Here is a 19235-nt window from a genome sequence, read left to right on the forward strand (position 1 = left end):
CGGCGTGGTCTTTTGTCGCGTGACAGGTTGTCTCAGTGCCCGATCAGAGCTGTGGGCATGGTGAAGTCCCTTGTGGCGAGAGGATTTATCCCCGCTGGGTTGCGAGAAAGCCCCCATCCATTTCAGCCAGTTGGCGAGTGCTAAGCACTCGAACGGGGATAAATCCCCTCGCCACGATAAATCCCCTCGCCCACAGAAAGCGGTGGCGTGTGGAAGATTGATGCTTGGCTAACTATTTTTTCCGGCAACCGCAACTTCCGGTTACAGCTTGGTGATAATCTCGATGCCCTCATCACCGGACCCGTCATAGATGCCCAGCCAAGCGCCCTTGCTGCTCCGTCACCATCGCCCCTTCATCGCCTTCTGGCTGGCCCGGATCTTCACTGCCAGCGGCTTCCAGATGCTCACCGTCGCCATTGGCTGGAACCTTTACCAACTGACCGGCAATGTCCTGGACCTTGGGCTCGTGGGCTTGGTGGAATTCGCGCCACGGGTGCTGTTCATGCTTCACACCGGTCATGTGGCCGACCGTTATGACCGACGCAAGGTCGCGGCGATCTGTCAGACAGTGCAGGCGATGATCGCCCTGGCACTGGTCATCGGCAGCGCCACCGACCAGGTCACCCGGGAAATGATCTTCATCCTCGCGTTCCTGCTGGGGGCCGCCCGCTCTTTCGAAATGCCGACCACCCAGGCGTTGCTGCCCAGCATCGTGCCTGCCGAGCTCTTCCCCCGTGCCGTGGCCGCCGCACAATCGGCCCAGCAATCGGCCACCATCGTCGCTCCGGCGCTGGGAGGCTTGCTCTACGCCTTTGGCAGTGTCTGGGTCTACGGACCGACCGTGGTGCTTTACCTGATCGCCTGCTGCCTGATGCTCAACCTGCCCGCCCGCCAGACGCCATTGAACAAAGGCAAGGCCACCCTGGATTCATTGTTGGCCGGGATTCGCTTCATTCGCAGCCGCCCGGACATCCTCGGGGCCATCTCCCTGGACCTGTTCGCGGTGCTGCTGGGAGGCGCGACGGCCTTGTTGCCGGTGTTTGCCAAGGACATTCTGCTGACCGGCCCCTGGGGCCTGGGCCTGCTGCGCTCGGCGCCGGCGGTGGGCGCCTTGCTGATGTCGCTGTGGCTGGCGCGGTTCGCCGTGGAACGCAAGGTCGGCCGTGTGATGTTCACCGCCGTAGGCGTGTTCGGCGTGGCCACCATCGCATTCGGCCTCTCCACGTCCTTCTGGTTTTCCCTGGCGGTGCTGGTGGTCCTGGGCGCGGCGGACATGATCAGCATGGTGATCCGCGCCTCCTTCGTACAACTGGAAACCCCGGATGAAATGCGCGGCCGGGTCAGTGCGGTGAATGGCCTGTTCATCGGCGCCTCGAACCAGTTGGGCGAATTCGAGTCCGGTCTCACCGCCCACTGGTTCGGCACCGTGCCGGCAGTGGTCATGGGCGGGGTCGGCACGCTGCTGGTGACTGGCGTGTGGATCAAGTTGTTCCCGACCCTGGCCAACCGCGACCGGATGCACGAGCCGAAGGACTAGGCCCTGCGAAAAGTCGCCGGGCGGCGATCAGGCGAGCCGGTTTTAAACGCTGCATGATCGTCGCGCAGGCCTTTTGCCTACTGAGCCTAGAGCAGTTTGTCCAGCGTGATGGGAAAATCCCTCACCCGCTTGCCCGTGGCGTGATAGATCGCATTCGCCACGGCCGCCGCCACACCGACAATGCCGATTTCGCCAACGCCCTTGGAACCCAGTGCGTTGACGATTTCGTCGTGCTCATCGACGAACACCACGTCGATGTCGCCGATGTCGGCATTGACCGGCACGTGGTACTCGGCCAGGTTGTGGTTCATGTGCCGGCCCAGGGCATGATCGGTCAGGGTTTCTTCATGCAGGGCCATGCCGACGCCCCACACCACGCCACCCAGGATCTGGCTGCGGGCGGTCTTCGGGTTGATCACCCGCCCGGCGGCGATGGCACTCACCACCCGGTTGACCTTGACCGTGCCCAGGTCTTCATCCACCAGCACCTCGACGAACACCGCCGAATGCGTCGCGGTGGCATAAGCCTGGCGTTTTTCATCCGGCTCGGCGGTGACCTGTGCCTGCAGCGGCGTCTCGCCACTGTCGCGCGCCAACTGCGCCAAGAACACGCTGGCTTCGCCCAGGCGAAGCTGGCCGTCGGCGAACGTCACTTGCTCGATTGTCGCGCCGCTGAAGTCCGGACAGGTTTGTCGGGCCACCGCCAGCAGCTTTTCCTTCAAGGCTGCGCACGCCTGTTGCACCGCGGTGCCCACCGACGAAACGGTGAACGAGCCACCCTGCAACGGCGCGGTCGGCAGTGAGGAGTCACCGAGGACAAAGGTGACATCTTCAAGGGAAACGCCTGACGTCTCTGCGGCAATCTGGGTCATGACCGTATAGGTGCCCGTACCGATATCCGTGGTGGCGCTGCTGACCGTCAATTTGCCCTCGGCGTCCAGGGATGCACGGGCACTGGCTTTCTGTTGCATCGCTTCCCAGACACCACTGGCCATGCCCCAGCCCACCAGTTGCCGGCCTTCGCGCATGCTGCGCGGCTCCGGATTGCGTTGGCCCCAGCCGAACCGGCGAGCGCCTTCGGCGTAGCACTCACGCAATTGCTTGCTGGAATACGGCTTGCCTTCGTTCTCGTTACGCTCGGCATAATTGATCAAGCGCAACTGGACCGGATCGATCGCCAGTGCGCAAGCCAGTTCATCCATGGCGCACTCCAGGCCGATCAAACCCAGGGCCGCACCGGGAGCGCGCATGTCCAGTGGCGTGTAGACATCCAGTGGCGCCAGCTTGTAGGTCAACTGCACGTTGTCGCAGTGGTAGAGCATGCCGCTCCATTCCACCACGTGTTCGGTGAAGTCTTCGAAACGCGACGTCTGGCCGATAGCGGTGTGGGCCACTGCCAGCAAACGCCCGTTGGCCGCTGCGCCCAACTGCAGGCGCTGGAAGGTCCGTGGCCGGTAGCCAAAGGTGAACATCTGCTGGCGCGTCAGGCTGACCCGCACCGATCGCTTGAGCGCCAGCGCGGCCATCACCGCCAGGGGCAATTGATACTGGGGTCGCAATCCGGAGCCGAAAGCGCCACCGACAAAGGCGGCGAACACCCGCACCTGTTCTTTCTCCAGGCCGAAGACTTTCTGCACATAAGCCTGGCAGTTCTGCGTGCCCTGGGTCTTGTCGTGGATATGCAGGCTGCCGTCAGGCTGATACAGCACCGTGGAAGCATGGGGCTCCATCGGATTGTGATGCTCCACCGGGGTGCTGTAGGAGACATCCACACTGATGGCTGCACTCGCATATTCGCCCTGAAAATTCCCACGGGGCTTGGGCAGTTCGGCTGGCGCCGGATGGGCTTCGTTTTGCAGGGTGGCCAGGTCGGTCTGATGCTCCTGGGCCTCGTATTCGATTTCAACGAGCGAACCGGCGTAGCGGGCCAGTTCCAGGTTTTGCGCGACCACCAGGGCCAAGGGTTGCCCGCTGTACAGGACCTGATCGTTGAACAGGGGCCGGAACGGCGAACCGTCCGCCGCATCGGCGTCCTGGTAGGGCTCGTCGTAGCTGGCGATCTTCGGGCGGTTGGTATGGTCGATCACCGCCACCACGCCGGGCAGCGCCAAGGCCCGGGACGCATCGATGCGCACCACCCGGCCGCGGGCGATCGTACCAGAGACGACGCTGCCATGCAGCAGGCCGTCCTCGGGGTATTCGCCAGCATAGCGGGCCTGCCCCGTGACCTTGAGCAAGCCGTCGACCCGGTCCAGCGGTTGCCCCATGGATCTGCTCGAAGTGTTCATCGGCTTTGCCCTCCCAATGCGGCGTCGCTCAGGGCCCGGACAACCGCCCGACGCGCCAGTCTGACCTTGAAGCCGTTATGTTCCAGCGGCTCGGCGTTTTGCAGCAGCGCATCGGCGGCGGCCGTGAAGGTCTCGCGACTCACGGCCTGGCCCCGCAGCCAATTCTCCACGGCACGGTCGCGCCAGGGCTTGTGGGCCACGCCTCCCAGCACCAGGCGCGCCTCGCGGATCATCGGCCCGTCCAACTCCAGCGCCACCGCTACCGAGACCAGGGCGAAGGCGTAGGAAGCACGGTCCCGGATCTTCAGATAATGGCTATGCCCGGCGAAACCGGCGGCGGGCAATTCGATCCCGGTGATCAGCTCATCGTCGGCCAACTGGTTATCCCGCTCCGGTGCCTCGCCGGGCAGGCGATGGAAATCGGCGAACTCAATGGTCCGCGCCCCGCCCCGGCCCAGGACATGCACCACCGCTTCCAGCGCGGCAAGGGCGACACACATGTCGGAGGGATGCGTCGCGACACATTGGTCACTGGCGCCGAAAATCGCGTGGATCCGGTTCAAGCCGTTCCGGGCCGGACAGCCGCTGCCGGGCTGGCGCTTGTTGCAGGGTGCGCCGGCGTCATAGAAGTAGTAGCAACGGGTGCGTTGCAACAGGTTGCCGCCGGTGCTCGCCATATTACGCAACTGGGGCGATGCGCCTGCCAGAATCGCCTGGGAGAGCAGTGGATAACGGCGCTCGATCCAAGGGTGCCAGGCCAGGTCGGCATTGCTGACCAAGGCACCGATCATCACCCCGCCGGAAGCGGTTTCGCTGAGGTCTGCCAGTGGCAGGCCAGTGATGTCAATCAGGTGTGCGGGGCGGGTGAGGTTTTCCTTCATCAGGTCCAGCAGGTTGGTGCCGCCGGCGATGAAGCGTGAGGTCGGGCTCGCCAGGTCGATGGCCGCCTGCACGGTGTCGGGCTTGCTGTACTGGAAAGGATTCATTGATCGTCCCTCTGGTTTTCCGGGCGGGGACAGAGCGGCAAGGCTTCTTCGATGGCGTCGCGGATGTTGTTGTAGGCGCCGCAGCGGCAAAGGTTGCCGCTCATCAGTTCGCTGATCTGCCCACGATTGCGCGCCCGGCCTTCGTTGGCCAGTCCCACCGCCGAACAGATCTGCCCCGGGGTGCAATAGCCGCACTGAAAGGCGTCATGTTCGATAAACGCCTGCTGCATGGGGTGCAGCAGGCCATTGCCGGCCAAGCCTTCGATGGTGGTCAGCTCGGCGCCATCGCACATCACCGCCAGGGTCAGGCAGGCGTTGATCCGCTTACCGTCGCGCAGCACGGTGCAGGCTCCACACTGGCCGTGGTCGCAGCCTTTCTTGCTGCCTACCAGGTCCAGCTGCTCGCGCAGCAGGTCCAGCAGCGTGGTCCAGGGCAAGACTTGCAGTTCACGCGCCTGGCCGTTGAGTACCAGGCGAATCGGATGATGGACGAAGGACGCCTGCGTCGCTTCGGACAGGGTCGCGCTCATGGGACACCTCACGGTTGGTCGTACACGCGGCGTTTTGGGAAACCGCCGTCATAAGGGGTACGACTTCAGCGAGAGGCAGAGCGTTCAAGGCGATTGCGAAGACCTGCAGGACTTGCCCGATGCCGGCCAGTCAGAGTGAACGTCGCTGTCCATGGTTTTTGCGGCGAGGGGCTTGAGCGAAACATCGCGCCACCCCGATCGAGTGCGCAGCGCTCGCCGATGTTGTTGCCAGCGACCCCGGGACCGCTTCGCAGCCCAGCGGATAAAACCCCTCGCCAGGAAAATTCTTCAGGCCAGCAACTCCGCCGCCACTACTGCCCGTACACCCTTGCCGCAAAGCTGTTCCACCAGCGTCAGGGCAAACGCCAGGGTGGCCGCCGAGCCCTGGGCGGTGATGCAGTTGCCGTCCACCACCACTGGTTGGTCGACAAAGGTGCATCCGGACAATTGCTGACTCACGGCGGGCAGACAGGTCATGCGGCGCTGGCGCAGCACACCGAACGCTTGCAGCGCCAGCGCCGGGGCTTCGGCGACGGCGGCGAAGAAACGCCCGGCGGCGGCCTGGTCCTTGACCAACTGCTGCAAAGGCTGGTGAGCCGCCAGGTGCTGGGCGCCGATGATGCCGCCAGGCAGCACGATCAGGTCGAAATCCTGCACCAGCATATCCACCAGCATGCCATCGGCAGTCAGTCGGGTACCGCGGGCGCAGGTGAGCATTCGCCGCCCTTCGATACTCGCCACGACCACTTCGACCTGGGCCCGACGCAACACATCGATCAGGGTGACCGCCTGCAGGTCGTCGACGCCTTCGGCGACGGCAATCAAGGCTCTGGGAATCCTGGTTCCAGGCATCATGGTGACTCTCCGCTGGGTGACTCTTGAAAGCCTAGTAGGCACTGCCAAAGGTGGCGATCTTTTGATCGGGCCCAGGGCCCTTGCAAGGAAATCGCAGCCTCGGCAGCCCTGCGCGGCCAGGCGAGATTACTTGATGTACAACTGGGTCGACAGGCGGTTGCCCGGTGCGTTGATCGAGGTGTTGCTGAAACTGAAGGTGCCCTCCTGCTTGTCCTTGAGGTCGAAGACGTACAGATAGCCGACCACCTTGGTGCTGGCGGTGCAATCGTTGAGATTGCCGTTGCTGTACGCGCATACCGGCGAGCGAGTGCCGTCGACCTCGAAGCCGTCCAGCGTGACATGGGGCTGATGGCCATAGCCGACCTCCAGCACGTAGACCTTGATGTTCGGCGCGCGATGGTCGCAACGGGTCTGGGCCTGTCCTTGCGAAATATCCTCGAAGCCACAGGCCGGCGATTCGACCTTGAGCACCTTGACCTCGCTCAAGGGCGCGGCCGACGCGGCATTGGCCGCCTGTGCGGGCCACCACAGGCCCAGTGTGCAAGCCATGGCAATCGCCAGGTTTGTTTTCATGCGATGCATAGAGATCTCCCGGAACCGCGGGCAGTATGGCCCACTTATTGCCTTGGCAAAACATCGGCGACGATCACAGCCATAACGCCATCCTGCTGGTATGATGCGCGGCTTTTTCCGACCCGCAGCAAATTCACGGGCGCCATCGGCGACCTGTGCTTTGCTGTTGGGGTCGATACATTCACGGCGCCCGGCGCGCCACGGGGAGCAGACATGCTGGAAAGGCTGTTTCAACTCAAGGCACACAACACCAACGTGCGGACCGAGATCCTGGCGGGCGTCACGACCTTCCTGGCCATGGCCTACATCTTGTTCGTCAACCCGAGCATCCTCGGCGAGACCGGCATGGACAAGGGCGCGGTGTTCGTCGCCACCTGCCTGGCGGCGGCCATCGGCTCGACGGTCATGGGCCTGATCGCCAACTACCCGATCGCCCTGGCGCCGGGCATGGGGTTGAACGCCTTTTTCACCTATACAGTGGTCCTGCACATGGGCCATACCTGGCAGGTGGCGCTGGGCGCGGTCTTCGTTTCCGCCGTGCTGTTCTTCCTGCTGTCGATCTTTCGCATCCGCGAATGGATCATCAACAGCATCCCGCTGCCGCTGCGCTCGGCCATCGCCGCTGGTATCGGCCTGTTCCTGGCGCTGATCGCCCTGAACAACGCCGGCATCGTGGTCAAGAACCCGGCGACCATGGTCGGCCTCGGCGACTTGAAACAGCCCGCGCCGATCCTTGCCACCCTCGGTTTCATCCTGATCGTGGGCCTTGAGGCACTGAAAGTGCGCGGCGCGGTGCTGATCGGCATCCTGGCAGTGACCATCGTCTCGATCCTGATGGGTTTCACCCCGTTCGGCGGCATCGTTTCCGCTCCGCCGTCCCTGGCCCCGACCTTCCTGCAACTGGACATCAAGGGCGCCCTGGACATCGGCCTGGTCAGCGTGATCTTCGCCTTCCTCTTCGTCGACCTGTTCGACAACTCCGGTACCCTGATCGGCGTCGCCAAGCGCGCCGGGCTGATGGGCAAGGACGGGCACATGCCGAAGATGGGCCGTGCGCTGATCGCCGACAGCACCGCCGCCATGGCCGGTTCGCTGCTGGGCACCTCCACCACCACCAGCTACATCGAATCGGCGGCAGGCGTCAGCGCCGGCGGCCGCACCGGCCTGACCGCCATCGTCGTGGCGGTCCTGTTCCTGCTGGCACTGTTCTTCTCGCCGCTGGCCGCCAGCGTCCCGGCCTTCGCCACCGCGCCGGCCCTGCTGTTCGTGGCCGTGCTGATGACCTCCGGCCTGGCGGAAATCGACTGGGACGACATCACCGTTGCCGCACCGGTGGTGATCACCGCACTGGCGATGCCGTTCACCTATTCCATCGCCAATGGCATCGCCTTCGGTTTCATCGCCTGGACCGCCATCAAGCTGGCGTCCGGTCGTGGCCGTGAGTTGAACCCGGCGCTGGTCATCCTGTCGATTCTGTTCGTGATCAAGTTGGGTTGGTTCAACGCATGACTTTCGATTCCCAGGCCTACGCCGGCCAGCTCCAGGACAAGGTCGCTCGCTTGCGCGACCTGCTGGCTCCGTTCGATGCACCGCAGCCCGAGGTGTTCGACTCCCCCTTGCAGCATTTCCGCCTGCGGGCCGAGTTCCGCCTGTGGCGCGAAGCCGGCGAACGGCATTACGCGATGTTCTCCCAGGACGACAAGCGCACGCCGATCCTCATCGAGCAATTCCCCATCGCCAGCCTGCGCATCAACCAGTTGATGCCGCAACTCAAGGCCGCCTGGCAAGCCAGCGCACCGCTGAGCCATAAGCTGTTCCAGGTGGAGTTCCTGACGACCCTGGCCGGCGACGCGATGATCACCCTGTGCTATCACCGTCCCCTGGATGAACACTGGCACGCAGCCGCCTCGAAACTGGCCAGCGACCTGGGCGTGAGCATCATCGGTCGGTCCAAGGGCAAGCGGGAAGTGATCGGCCATGACTATGTGGTGGAAAAACTCGACGTGGCCGGCCGTACGTTCAGCTATCGCCAGCCAGAAGGTGCCTTCACCCAGCCCAACGGCACGGTGAACCAGAAAATGCTCAACTGGGCTTACGATGCACTGGGAGATCGCACCGACGATCTGCTGGAGTTGTACTGCGGCAACGGCAACTTCACCCTGCCCCTGGCGACCCGCGTGCGCAAGGTGCTGGCCACCGAGATCAGCAAGACTTCCGTGAACGCGGCATTGAGCAACCTCAGCGAAAACGCGGTGGATAACGTCACCCTGGTGCGCCTCTCGGCCGAGGAACTGACCGAAGCCCTGAACGACGTCCGCCCGTTCCGCCGCTTGCAAGGCATCGACCTGAAAAGCTACGAATTCGGCAGCGTCTTCGTCGACCCGCCCCGCGCCGGCATGGACCCGGACACCTGCGAACTGACCCGGCGGTTCGAGAACATCCTGTACATCTCCTGCAATCCGGAAACCCTCGCCGCCAATATCGCGCAACTGCACGACACCCATCGCATCGTGCGTTGTGCGTTGTTCGATCAATTTCCTTGGACCCATCATATGGAATCCGGGGTGTTGTTGACCCGACGGTAAGTCCTTCCTCTTGTGGTGAAGGACCACCCTGTGGCGAAGGGATTATCCCCGCTGGGCTGCGAAGCAGCCCCAAGCTCTTGAGTCCTGCAAAAGCTTGCGAGCGCTGCGCGCTCGAGCGGGGATAAATCCCCTCGCCACAATTTGCCCCCCGCCAAACCGGTAATGGCCTTTGTTCGATCATCGAACACTTAATGGCCGACGACGTCGGCTTTGTTTGACCAAATTAACCATCTAGTACAATTTATCTCCAGCGGCTGAAACCCGGCCGACGCCAACAATAAAAATGTGGAGAAATTGCGATGCCTCCGATCGTTCTGGTGCTCAACGGCCCGAACCTGAACCTGCTCGGCACCCGTGAGCCGGCTACCTACGGACACGAGACCCTGGCGGATATCTCGGCGTTGTGTGGGCGCACCGCTGACGAACTCGGCCTGGCGGTGGAGTTTCGCCAGACCAACCAGGAGAGCGAACTGCTGGACTGGATCCACGGCGCCCGCGGCCGCTGCGCCGGTATCGTCATCAACCCGGCGGCCTGGACCCACACCTCGGTCGCCATCCGCGACGCCTTGGTCGCCAGTGAAGTCCCGGTGATCGAAGTGCACCTGTCCAACGTCCATGCCCGGGAGGCCTTCCGGCATCACTCCTTCGTCTCATCGGTGGCCATCGGCGTGCTGTGTGGTTTCGGCAGCCAGGGCTATCGGATGGCCCTGGAACATTTCAGTCAGCGGTTGAAGGGGCAATGAGCATGTCGAACACCACCGTACTGGCCGGCCTGATCGGTGCGGGCATCCAGGCTTCCCGCACGCCGACCCTTCATGAGCGCGAAGGCGATGCCCAGGGCATGCGCTACCTGTATCGCCTGATCGACCTCGATGCATTGAAACTCGACAGCGGCGCCCTGCCTGACCTGCTGACGGCGGCCGAACGCATGAGCTTTACCGGTTTGAACATCACCTTTCCCTGCAAACAGGCCATTATCCCGCTGCTGGATGAGCTGTCTTGCGAGGCCCGGGGTATCGGCGCCGTGAATACGGTGGTGCTCAAGGATGGCAAGCGCATCGGGCACAACACTGATTGCCTCGGGTTCGCCGAAGGATTTCGCCGCGGCTTGAACGATGTTTCGCGTCGACGCGTGGTACAGATGGGCGCCGGTGGCGCCGGTGCGGCTGTCGCCCATGCGTTGTTGGCCGAAGGCGTACAGACATTGAGCCTCTTCGATGTGGACGCCAGCCGTGCCGAAGCCCTGGCGAACAACCTGAACCAGCACTTCGGCGCTGATCGAGCCCGGGTCGGCCACGATCTGGCCAGCGCCATGGCCGAGGCGGATGGCCTGGTGAATACCACCCCCATGGGCATGGCGAAGCTGCCCGGCACGCCGGTGCCGGCCGGTTTGCTGAGGGGCGATCTGTGGGTCGCGGAAATCGTCTACTTCCCGCTGGAAACCGAACTGCTGCGCAACGCCCGCGCCCTGGGCTGCCGCACCCTGGATGGTGGCAACATGGCGGTATTCCAGGCGGTCAAGGCATTCGAACTGTTCAGTGGCGTGGCCCCGGATGCGCAGCGGATGCTGGAGCACTTCCAAAGCATGAATCACTAAAGCCTGGTGATAATTGCTTGTGGAAATTAGTTGTGGAAGCGAGCTCGCGATGAGGGGTGCTGGCCGCAATCAGTGTGGCTAGATCGACCGCTATCGCGAGCAAGCTCGCTCCCACACAAGCTCGCTTCCAGAAGAGGTCAGGGTTGCAGGTAGCGCAACACCGACTCGCAGACCATCTCGCGATGCCGCTGCTTGATCTTCTCGTCCGACAGATCGATCTGGAAGATCTCGCCAAAGGTCTGGCGGTTGGACACCCGGTAAAAGCAGAACGAACTGATCAGCAGGTGCACATCCAGCGGCTGGAGACCGGCGCGGAACACACCCTCTTCCGCGCCCCGGCGCAGGATCACACCCAGGGAGTCGAGGATAGTGCTGGTCATCGCCTTGATCGCGCCTGACTGTTTCACGTATTCGGCGTTATGGATGTTCTCGATGCAGACGATGCGCACGAAATCCACATTGCGATCATGGTGGTCGAAGGTGAACTCCACCAGGCGCCGGATCGCGTCGACCGGTGCCAGCTCCGCCAGGTGCAGGCGGCTCTCGGTATTACGGATGTCGCCGTAGAGTTTTTCCAGCACCTCGACATACAACTGCTCCTTGCTGCCGAAGTAGTAGTAGATCATGCGCTTGGAAGTGTGGATGCGCTCGGCGATGGCGTCGACCCGGGCACCAGCCAGGCCTTGCTGGACGAACTCGACGATGGCTTCCTGGAGAATGTTCTCCCGGGTTTTCTCCGGGTTGTTCTTGCGACTCTTGCGCGGCACGACGACAGGCTCGTCGAGTCCAGCGGGAAGTTCTGAATTCATAGTCATTGTGGGCTCACGGCCATCACTGCACAGGCTGGCGATTATGGGCCGCTCCGTGCAGTGAAGGAAGCCACGGGGTCGCCGTTTACCGTCGCGGTTACGATTTACCTACAACTTGGCGTGCCGCAAACCGCCGCTGCGGGACTTGGCCATGGCCGCCAGCCGCACCGCGACATTGGCCGCACCGTAGCCGGTATAGCCGTTCTTGCGCTGGATGATCTCAAAGAAGAAGCGTCCCTCGAACGGCTCGGTGTAGACGTGGAACAACTCGCCTCCCTGGGCATCACGGTCATACAACACGTTGAAATACGCCAGCTCGCTGAGAAACTCGTCATCGAAATCGAACCGTGCCGCCAGGTCGTCGTAATAGTTGAGGGGAATATCCAGCAGCGGCACGCCAGCTTCCTTGGCACGACTGACCTGGGCAAAGATGTCGTCGCAGTCGAAGGCGATGTGATGCACCCCGGAACCGCGATAACTCGACAGCGCATGTGAGATCGCCGTGTTGCGGTTCTCGGAAATGTTCAGCGGCAAGCGAATCGAACTGCAGCGACTGCGCAGGGCCCGGCTCTTCACCAGGCCATAGGGGTCAGGCAGCACCACTTCGTCGTCCGCCTCGAAATCCAGCAGGCTCTTGTAGAACAGCACCCAACTGTCAAGGCTGTCCGCCGGCAACGCCATGGCCATGTGGTCGATACGCTTGAGCCCGGCCCCGATGACCGCGCCGGGTTGCAGGTTGAAATCGGTGGCATAGACATCCGTTCCCCGATCCACCAGGTAGATCAGGCTGCCATCCGGCGCCCGCACCGCCGCCAGTTCCAGCTCGTTGGGCCCCACCAACCCGCGATAGGGCTGGCCTTTGTAGGCCACCGCCCGGGCCAGGGCGCTGGCGCTGCTGTCGACCCGCAGGGCGGTGGCGCACAGCGAGGGGCCGTGGGCTTCGAAAAAGCTGTGGGCAAAGGAATAGGGTTCGCAGTTGAGGATCAGGTTGATATCGCCCTGGCGCAACAGGCTGACGTTCTTGGAGCGATGCTGGCCGGCCTTGACGAAGCCCAGCCGTTCCAACCAGTGAGCCAGCTTGGCCCCAAGGGCGTCGTCCACGGCGAACTCGAGGAATTCGATGCCGTTGTAGTCACTGGCCGGCGGCGTGGCGAAGAGAATATCGGTATTGCTCGCGGGCGCGGCTTCTTCAGCCAGGCGCTGGCGGGTCTTCTCTTCCAGGTACAACAATGAGCGCAAGCCATCGGCGGCATTGGCCCGTGGCGGCGCGGCGCGAAAGCCGTCGTTGAAGATCTCCAGGGACAGCGGTCCGGTGTAGCCACTCTTGATGATCGGCGCCAGGAAGCCCGGCAAGTCGAACTCGCCCTGCCCCGGGAAGCAGCGGAAATGCCGACTCCATTCCAGGACATCCATCGCCAGGATCGGCGCGTCGGCCATCTGTACGAAGAAAATCCTGTCGCCAGGAATCTCGGCGATCGCCCGCGGATCGCCCTTGAGAGACAGCGTGTGGAAACTGTCCAGCAGCACGCCAAGGCTGGGGTGATCGGCCTGGCGCACGATGTTCCAGACCTGTTGATAAGTATTCACGTGCCGGCCCCAGGCCAGCGCTTCGTAGCCGATGCGCAAACCCCGTGCGCCGGCCCGTTCGGCCAGCAAGCGCAGGTCATCGATCAGAATCCGCTCATCGCCGACACTGTCGGCCGAGGCGTTGCTGCACACCAGCACCAGATCGGTGCCCAATTCCTGCATCAGGTCGAACTTGCGCTCGGCTCGTTCCAGGTTGCGCGCCAGGCGATCGCGACGGCAGCCTTCGAAATCACGGAACGGCTGGAACAAGGTAATGGCGATGCCGAGGTCGGCGCACATCTGCCGGATTTCCCGAGGACTGCCATCGTAATAGAGAAGGTCGTTCTCGAAGATTTCCACCCCGTCGAAACCGGCGGCGGCGATGGCCTCGAGTTTTTCCGGCAGGGTACCGCTCAGGGAAACGGTGGCAATGGAACGCTGCATGGCTTGGGCTCCCGGACAGGCATGGGCGACAGAATGCGCCGCTTGGAACAGCGCTCGTGGCGCCTTTTTAGTGTGCCGATTATTGGACGCCCCCCTTCATTCGGCAATTCAATACGTACCATTCAGTTAGTTTTATGTGCGATTATCGAACGAAATGCCGATCACCGAATTGACGATTTTTTGTCCACTGCGCACCATCGGCCCCACGTCGATGCCGGCCAGAACGTCGGAATCAACGGTCAATACGTTCACCCATAAGAATTTCAAAAACGGGTACATGCTATGAATCCTTCCCAAAGCTCCCTCCTGACTGCCGGCCTGAGGGACACGACCAGCGGCATCGGCGCCAAGATCCGCGGCGCCATGGCCGTGGGCAAGACCCGTTGGGGCATGCTCGCGCTGGTATTTTTCGCCACCACCCTCAACTACATCGACCGCGCCGCCCTGGGCGTCATGCAGCCGATCCTCGCCAAGGAAATGAGCTGGACGGCGATGGACTACGCCAACATCAACTTCTGGTTCCAGGTGGGCTATGCCGTAGGGTTCGTGCTGCAGGGACGGTTGATCGACCGGATCGGAGTCAAGCGCGTGTTCTTCTGCGCCGTGCTGCTCTGGAGCCTGGCCACCGGCGCTCATGGCCTGGCCACTTCGGCAGTGGGCTTCATGGTCTGCCGGTTCATCCTGGGCCTTACGGAGGCCGCCAACTACCCGGCCTGTGTAAAAACCACGCGGCTGTGGTTCCCGGCGGGCGAACGGGCGGTGGCCACCGGTATTTTCAACGCCGGTACCAACGTCGGCGCCATGTTCACCCCGATGTTGCTACCGCTGGTGCTGCACGTATGGGGCTGGCAGGCCGCATTCCTGTGCATGGCCGCGCTGGGCGGCATCTGGCTGCTGTTCTGGGGCCTGAAATACTTCAATCCTGAAGACCACCCCACGGTCAGACAGTCGGAACTGGATTACATCCAGCGCGAAGTCGAACCGCCCCAGGTCCGCGTACCGTTTTCCCGGATCCTGCGCATGCGCGGCACCTGGGCCTTCGCCCTGGCCTACTCGATCACGGCTCCGGTGTTCTGGTTCTACCTCTACTGGCTGCCACCGTTCCTGAACCAGCAATACAACCTGGGCATCAACGTGACCCAGATGGGCATCCCGCTGATCATCATCTACCTCACCGCCGACTTCGGCAGCGTGGGCGGCGGCATCCTCTCCTCGTTCCTGATCGGCCGCGGCCTCGACCCGATCAAGGCGCGGCTGGTTTCCATGCTGCTGTTCGCCTGCTGCATCGTCGGCGTGATCATGGCCGCCGGTGCGAGCAACCTGTGGATGGCGGTGTTCGCCATCTCCCTGGCCATTGGCGCCCACCAGGCCTGGACCGCCAACATCTGGAGCCTGGTGATGGACTACACCCCCAAGCACATGATGAGTACCGTGTTCGGCTTCGGCGGCATGTGCGCCGCCATCGGCGGGATGTTCATGACCCAGCTGGTGGGTCACATCCTTACGGTGACCCATAACAACTACACCGTGCTGTTCACCCTGATCCCCGCCATGTACTTCATCGCGCTGATCTGGATGTACTTCATGGCGCCGCGCAAGGTGCCAACCCTGGAAAACTGATTAGCCATCGAGACTGGAACCCCACTCTGTGGCGAGGGGATTTATCCCGTCACCACAGAGCCCATCGTTCCCCGTTCCGGGCAGGTGCATCTACTTGCTCCGCTGCTGCCACGCCGCCGCCAACCCACTCAAGCAGATCAGCACGATCCCCGCCACGGTGGTCAGGGTCGGCGTATGGCTGAACAAAAGCCAGCCCAGCAGACCGGCGAACACGATCTGGCAGTATCCGAAAGGCGCCAGCAGTGCCGGGGCGGCAAAACGGAAGGCCTGGGTCAGCATCAGGTGCGCCGTCATCCCGCAGGCGCCCAGCGCCAGCATCATCGCGCCATGGAGCAGGCTCGGCACTTGCCAGAAGAACGGCACCAGCGCACTCATCACGATGGTATTGCACAACCCCGCGAAGAAATTGCTGGTGGTGGGACTGTCGATCTCACTGAGCTTGCGAGTGAGCAGCTGGTAGAAGCAGAAAAACAGCGCCGAACAGAACGGCAGCAGTACCGCAGGGGTGAACAGGTCGCCGCCGGGATGGACAATGATCAGCACGCCGATGAAGCCGAAGATCACCGCGATCCATTGGCCTCGCGTCACCCGCTCGCCCAGTAACGGCACCGACAATGCGGTGACCAGCACCGGGGCCAGGAAGTTGACCGCGGTCGCTTCGGCCAACGGGATGTATTGCAGCCCCGTGGTGAAAAACAGGCTGGTCCCCAGCAGGCACAGGGCCCGGGCCAACTGCCACAGCGGACGTCTGGTGCGCAGGACACGCAGCCCGGAACGCGGCAGGAAGATTCCCGCCATCAGCAGGGTATGCACCACGTAGCGCGCCCACACCACCATGACGATCGGATAGAAGCCCGAGAGGTATTTCGACAAGGCGTCGTGGCTGGAAAACAGAAAGGTGGCACAGACAATCAGCAGGATGCCCTTGAAGGCCTGGTTGACGCCGGAAAGCGGGGTGCTGACGGTCATGTGGATACCCTGCGTTGCGTGAAATGGAAAACACGGCGTGTCGGTACGCCGATGCGGAGCCCCGCCTGCGAGTACGCACTCAGCTGAACAACTCCGATGCCTGGCTCGCTTGCGACAACTCTTCGGCAAATGCCAGCAAGGTCGGGGCCAGTTCATGCAGCCGCGCCCGCGTCATCCTCGCGCTGGGCCCTGCAACGCTGAGCACGCCGACGACCCGACCGTCCAACGGATGTCGCACCACGGCGGCAATGGCCGACGTACCGACCGCCGAGCTTTCCTCGACACAGGCGTACCCCTGCTCTCGGGCCTTGCGCAGGTATTCGAGCAGCTCAGCCGGGCTGCGCGGAGCGTTCGGCCCCACCTGTGCCGGTACCGGCGCCGCCTGGCGTTCCACCAGCCCAAGGGCCTCGATGTCGCTCATGCTCGCCAGCCAGGCATGTCCCGACGCGGTATAGGACAGCGGAGCCTCACGGCCCATGTCCGGGTCGTAGCGCAAGCCGGACCGTGCGCCCTGGGACTTGGCGATCCAGGTCTGGCGATCCCCTTCGATCACGCCCAGGCGCACCAGTTCGCCACTTTCCCGGGCCAGACGATCAAGCACTGGCTGCACGATGTCCGCACCGCTACGGGAGAGGTAGCGAAACCCCAGGGCGACCAGCCGGGTCGACACGTGATAACGCAGGTTCTCGGGATTCTGCCGCACATAACCCAGGCGCATCAGCTCGGCAAGCAGGCGGTGGGTGGCGCTTTTCGGTATCTGCAGTTCTTCGGCCAGGCCCTGGAGCGGCCAGCCTCGAGGTTCACTGGCCAGGCTTTCCAGCACATTGAAGACCCGTTCGATTTGACTTCCGGCCATGGGGGTTCCAGATGAAAGATTGGTCGATTCTAAAATATGCGGAGTTTAATTCAAATTCTGGAACCGGGTAGAGGTTCGTGTCGATGAACCAAAACCGGCAATGGTTGCCTGAAAGCTTCAGAGAGCACTGGCGGTAAACCTGCCCAGCGACAACACTCTGCACACGGTCAATCAGAGGATTCCCACATGCTATGGAAAAAAGGTCGCCGCAGTGACAACGTGGTGGACGCCCGTGGTGATGGGGGCAGCTCAGGCGGAATGCGTTTCGGCGGTGGCAAGGGACTGAGCCTGACGGCCGTCCTGCTGATCGTCGGCATCGGCTGGATCACCGGCCAGGACCCCATGCAGATCCTCGGACAACTGGCCGGGCAGATGGACCAGACGGCACCGCCCTCCTCCCAGACCCGCCAGGCGCCACCGGCGAACGATGAAGAAGCGGAGTTCGTACGCTCGATCCTCGGCGACACCGAAGACACCTGGGGCCAGGTGTTCCAGCAGGCCGGGCGGCAATACCAGCAACCCAAGCTGGTGCTGTTCAGCGGTCGGGTCAATTCGGCCTGCGGCCTGGCGTCCTCGGCCACCGGCCCGTTCTATTGCCCGGCGGACCGGCAGGTCTACCTGGACATGAGTTTCTTCAAGGAAATGTCCCAGCGCTTTGCGGCCGCCGGCGACTTCGCCCAGGCCTATGTCATCGCCCATGAAGTCGGGCACCACGTACAGACGCTGCTGGGGGTGTCGGCGAAAATCCAGGAAGCCCGCCAGCAAGGTCGGCAGATGGAAGGGGACGGCGGTCTGCTGGTGCGTCAGGAATTGCAAGCCGATTGCCTGGCAGGCGTCTGGGCCAACCATGCGCAAAAGCGCCTGAACTGGCTTGAGCCGGGAGACGTCGAGGAAGCCTTGAACGCCGCCAATGCCATCGGCGATGACCGATTGCAGCAGCAAGGCCAGGGCCGCGTGGTACCGGATTCGTTCACCCACGGCACATCGGCGCAACGGGTGCGCTGGTTCAAGGCCGGGTTCGCCCAGGGCCAGGTCAGCCAGTGCGACACCTTCGCGGCGAAAAACCTGTAGATGAAGTGGATCGCATTGATCGCGCTGGTGCTGAGCGGCACTCTCGCCCAGGCAGACGAACACGCCGTGCACGCAGTCGCTCAAGGGCGACTGCAACTCAAGGGGGGCGCCATGGTCGTGGCCGTGGGCCCGCCTCCGGCCTCCATCCAACGGGTGCTGATCATCGTCCACGGCCGGCTGCGCAATGCCGAGACCTATCTGCACAGCGCCGAAAAAGCCGCCGGGCAGGCCGGGCAACTGGCCACGACCTTGATCATCGCCCCGCAGTTTCTCAACGAACAGGATGTGCTGCGCCACCAACTGCCCGCCGAACTCCTGCGCTGGCAAGGCAATGAATGGATGGCCGGCGGCTTGTCCACGGGGCCGCATCCGCTGAGCTCCTTCCAGGTGCTCGACGACATCGTGGCCCGGGTCAGTGACCGGCAGCAGTTTCCCGACGTGAAGGAGATCGTCATCGCAGGTCATTCCGGCGGGGCCCAGGTGGTCCAGCGCTACGCCCTGCTCGCCCGGGGGCCGTTCCGGATTTCCCCGCGCTTCGTCGTCGCCAACCCGTCTTCCTATGCCTATTTCGATGCGCAACGGCCCATGGCCTTCGCCCCCGCCAGCTGCCCCGGCTTCGACCAGTGGAAATATGGCCTGCAGAACCTGCCCGCCTATGCCGCCGGGCAGACGCCCGCCCAGCTGGAAGAGCACTACATCAAACGCGACATCGTCTATCTGTTGGGACAGCAGGACACCGACCCGGAGCATCCGGCGCTGGACAAAGGCTGCGAGGCCCAGACCCAGGGCCCGTATCGCCTGCTGCGCGGGCACTTCTTCTTCGACTATCTGACCCGACGTCATCCCGTTGGCCTGAACCAGCGGCTGATCGAAGTACCCGGGGTGGGGCATGACGGCGATGGGATGCTGACCTCGCCTGAGGGACTGAAGGTGTTGTTCGGGCAGTGAG

General features: G+C 63.1%; 18 protein-coding genes. 8 read left to right on the plus strand and 10 right to left on the minus strand.

All coding sequences use genetic code 11. The features are described 5' to 3' along the window. Window positions 1-310 precede the first annotated feature (310 nt). Complete coding sequence (locus BLP99_RS18045) at window positions 311-1537, plus strand: MFS transporter (RefSeq protein ID WP_072396025.1); 1227 nt, start codon at window positions 311-313, stop codon at window positions 1535-1537. An 86-nt stretch (window positions 1538-1623) separates the two neighbouring features. On the opposite strand, the gene BLP99_RS18050 is transcribed toward BLP99_RS18045, so the two are convergent. The 5 genes from BLP99_RS18050 to BLP99_RS18070 form a co-directional block, all read right to left on the minus strand. Then, on the minus strand, window positions 1624-3825 hold the full coding sequence (locus BLP99_RS18050; protein WP_092181289.1) for a xanthine dehydrogenase family protein molybdopterin-binding subunit: 2202 nt from the start codon (window positions 3823-3825) through the stop codon (window positions 1624-1626). Next, window positions 3822-4811, minus strand: coding sequence for an FAD binding domain-containing protein (locus tag BLP99_RS18055; RefSeq protein ID WP_072396021.1), 990 nt, complete (start codon window positions 4809-4811; stop codon window positions 3822-3824). Before BLP99_RS18055 ends, BLP99_RS18050 begins: the two co-directional genes overlap by 4 nt. Next, window positions 4808-5341: a (2Fe-2S)-binding protein gene (locus BLP99_RS18060; protein ID WP_072396019.1), complete on the minus strand. Its 534-nt coding sequence runs from the start codon at window positions 5339-5341 to the stop codon at window positions 4808-4810. The genes BLP99_RS18055 and BLP99_RS18060 overlap by 4 nt, the downstream gene beginning before the upstream one ends. Before the next feature lie 288 nt (window positions 5342-5629). Continuing rightward, entirely contained in the window at window positions 5630-6196 is a 567-nt protein-coding gene (locus BLP99_RS18065; protein ID WP_072396017.1) for a DJ-1 family glyoxalase III, read from the minus strand. A 126-nt stretch (window positions 6197-6322) separates the two neighbouring features. Further along, window positions 6323-6769 (minus strand): DUF4879 domain-containing protein, encoded by a 447-nt coding sequence (locus BLP99_RS18070; protein ID WP_072396100.1) that lies wholly within the window; start codon window positions 6767-6769, stop codon window positions 6323-6325. Window positions 6770-6982: 213 nt separating this feature from the next. Here BLP99_RS18070 and BLP99_RS18075 point away from each other — a divergent pair, with 213 nt between their 5' ends. The 4 genes from BLP99_RS18075 (at window position 6983) to BLP99_RS18090 (ending at window position 10951) form a co-directional block, all read left to right on the plus strand. Next, the gene (locus BLP99_RS18075) at window positions 6983-8278 is read left to right on the plus strand and encodes an NCS2 family permease (protein ID WP_092181292.1); all 1296 of its coding nucleotides are present in this window, start codon (window positions 6983-6985) and stop codon (window positions 8276-8278) included. Then, window positions 8275-9354 (plus strand): tRNA (uridine(54)-C5)-methyltransferase TrmA, encoded by a 1080-nt coding sequence (trmA, locus tag BLP99_RS18080; protein ID WP_092181295.1) that lies wholly within the window; start codon window positions 8275-8277, stop codon window positions 9352-9354. Before BLP99_RS18075 ends, trmA begins: the two co-directional genes overlap by 4 nt. A 299-nt stretch (window positions 9355-9653) precedes the next feature. Next, entirely contained in the window at window positions 9654-10097 is a 444-nt protein-coding gene (gene aroQ / locus BLP99_RS18085) for a type II 3-dehydroquinate dehydratase (RefSeq protein ID WP_072396011.1), read from the plus strand. A 2-nt stretch (window positions 10098-10099) separates the two neighbouring features. Continuing rightward, window positions 10100-10951, plus strand: coding sequence for a shikimate dehydrogenase (locus BLP99_RS18090; protein ID WP_172834634.1), 852 nt, complete (start codon window positions 10100-10102; stop codon window positions 10949-10951). A 137-nt stretch (window positions 10952-11088) separates the two neighbouring features. Here the strand turns inward: BLP99_RS18090 and BLP99_RS18095 are convergent, their stop codons facing one another. The 3 genes from BLP99_RS18095 to BLP99_RS26440 all read right to left on the minus strand — a co-directional run bounded on the left by BLP99_RS18095 (window position 11089) and on the right by BLP99_RS26440 (window position 14049). Beyond that, window positions 11089-11766 (minus strand): TetR/AcrR family transcriptional regulator, encoded by a 678-nt coding sequence (locus BLP99_RS18095; RefSeq protein WP_072458841.1) that lies wholly within the window; start codon window positions 11764-11766, stop codon window positions 11089-11091. A gap of 102 nt (window positions 11767-11868) precedes the next feature. Further along, entirely contained in the window at window positions 11869-13770 is a 1902-nt protein-coding gene (quiC, locus tag BLP99_RS18100; protein WP_072395997.1) for a 3-dehydroshikimate dehydratase QuiC, read from the minus strand. A gap of 132 nt (window positions 13771-13902) precedes the next feature. After that, the gene (locus BLP99_RS26440) at window positions 13903-14049 is read right to left on the minus strand and encodes a hypothetical protein (RefSeq protein WP_176776515.1); all 147 of its coding nucleotides are present in this window, start codon (window positions 14047-14049) and stop codon (window positions 13903-13905) included. Between the two features lie 3 nt (window positions 14050-14052). Between BLP99_RS26440 and BLP99_RS18105 the strand changes: the two genes are divergently transcribed. Beyond that, window positions 14053-15390: an MFS transporter gene (locus BLP99_RS18105; RefSeq protein ID WP_072458842.1), complete on the plus strand. Its 1338-nt coding sequence runs from the start codon at window positions 14053-14055 to the stop codon at window positions 15388-15390. Window positions 15391-15480: 90 nt separating this feature from the next. Here the strand turns inward: BLP99_RS18105 and BLP99_RS18110 are convergent, their stop codons facing one another. After that, a complete protein-coding gene (locus tag BLP99_RS18110; protein WP_072395974.1) occupies window positions 15481-16359 on the minus strand; it encodes a DMT family transporter in 879 nt (292 codons plus the stop codon). 79 nt (window positions 16360-16438) lie between these two features. Continuing rightward, window positions 16439-17215 (minus strand): IclR family transcriptional regulator, encoded by a 777-nt coding sequence (locus BLP99_RS18115; RefSeq protein ID WP_072458843.1) that lies wholly within the window; start codon window positions 17213-17215, stop codon window positions 16439-16441. A 186-nt stretch (window positions 17216-17401) separates the two neighbouring features. Here BLP99_RS18115 and ypfJ point away from each other — a divergent pair, with 186 nt between their 5' ends. Both ypfJ and BLP99_RS18125 read left to right on the plus strand, forming a co-directional pair. Beyond that, a complete protein-coding gene (ypfJ, locus tag BLP99_RS18120; RefSeq protein ID WP_072395952.1) occupies window positions 17402-18286 on the plus strand; it encodes a KPN_02809 family neutral zinc metallopeptidase in 885 nt (294 codons plus the stop codon). Then, complete coding sequence (locus BLP99_RS18125) at window positions 18287-19234, plus strand: alpha/beta fold hydrolase (RefSeq protein ID WP_072431384.1); 948 nt, start codon at window positions 18287-18289, stop codon at window positions 19232-19234. It begins immediately after the preceding gene. Window position 19235 lies beyond the last annotated feature (1 nt).

This window comes from Pseudomonas sp. NFACC32-1 (assembly GCF_900101215.1).
GTDB lineage: Bacteria > Pseudomonadota > Gammaproteobacteria > Pseudomonadales > Pseudomonadaceae > Aquipseudomonas.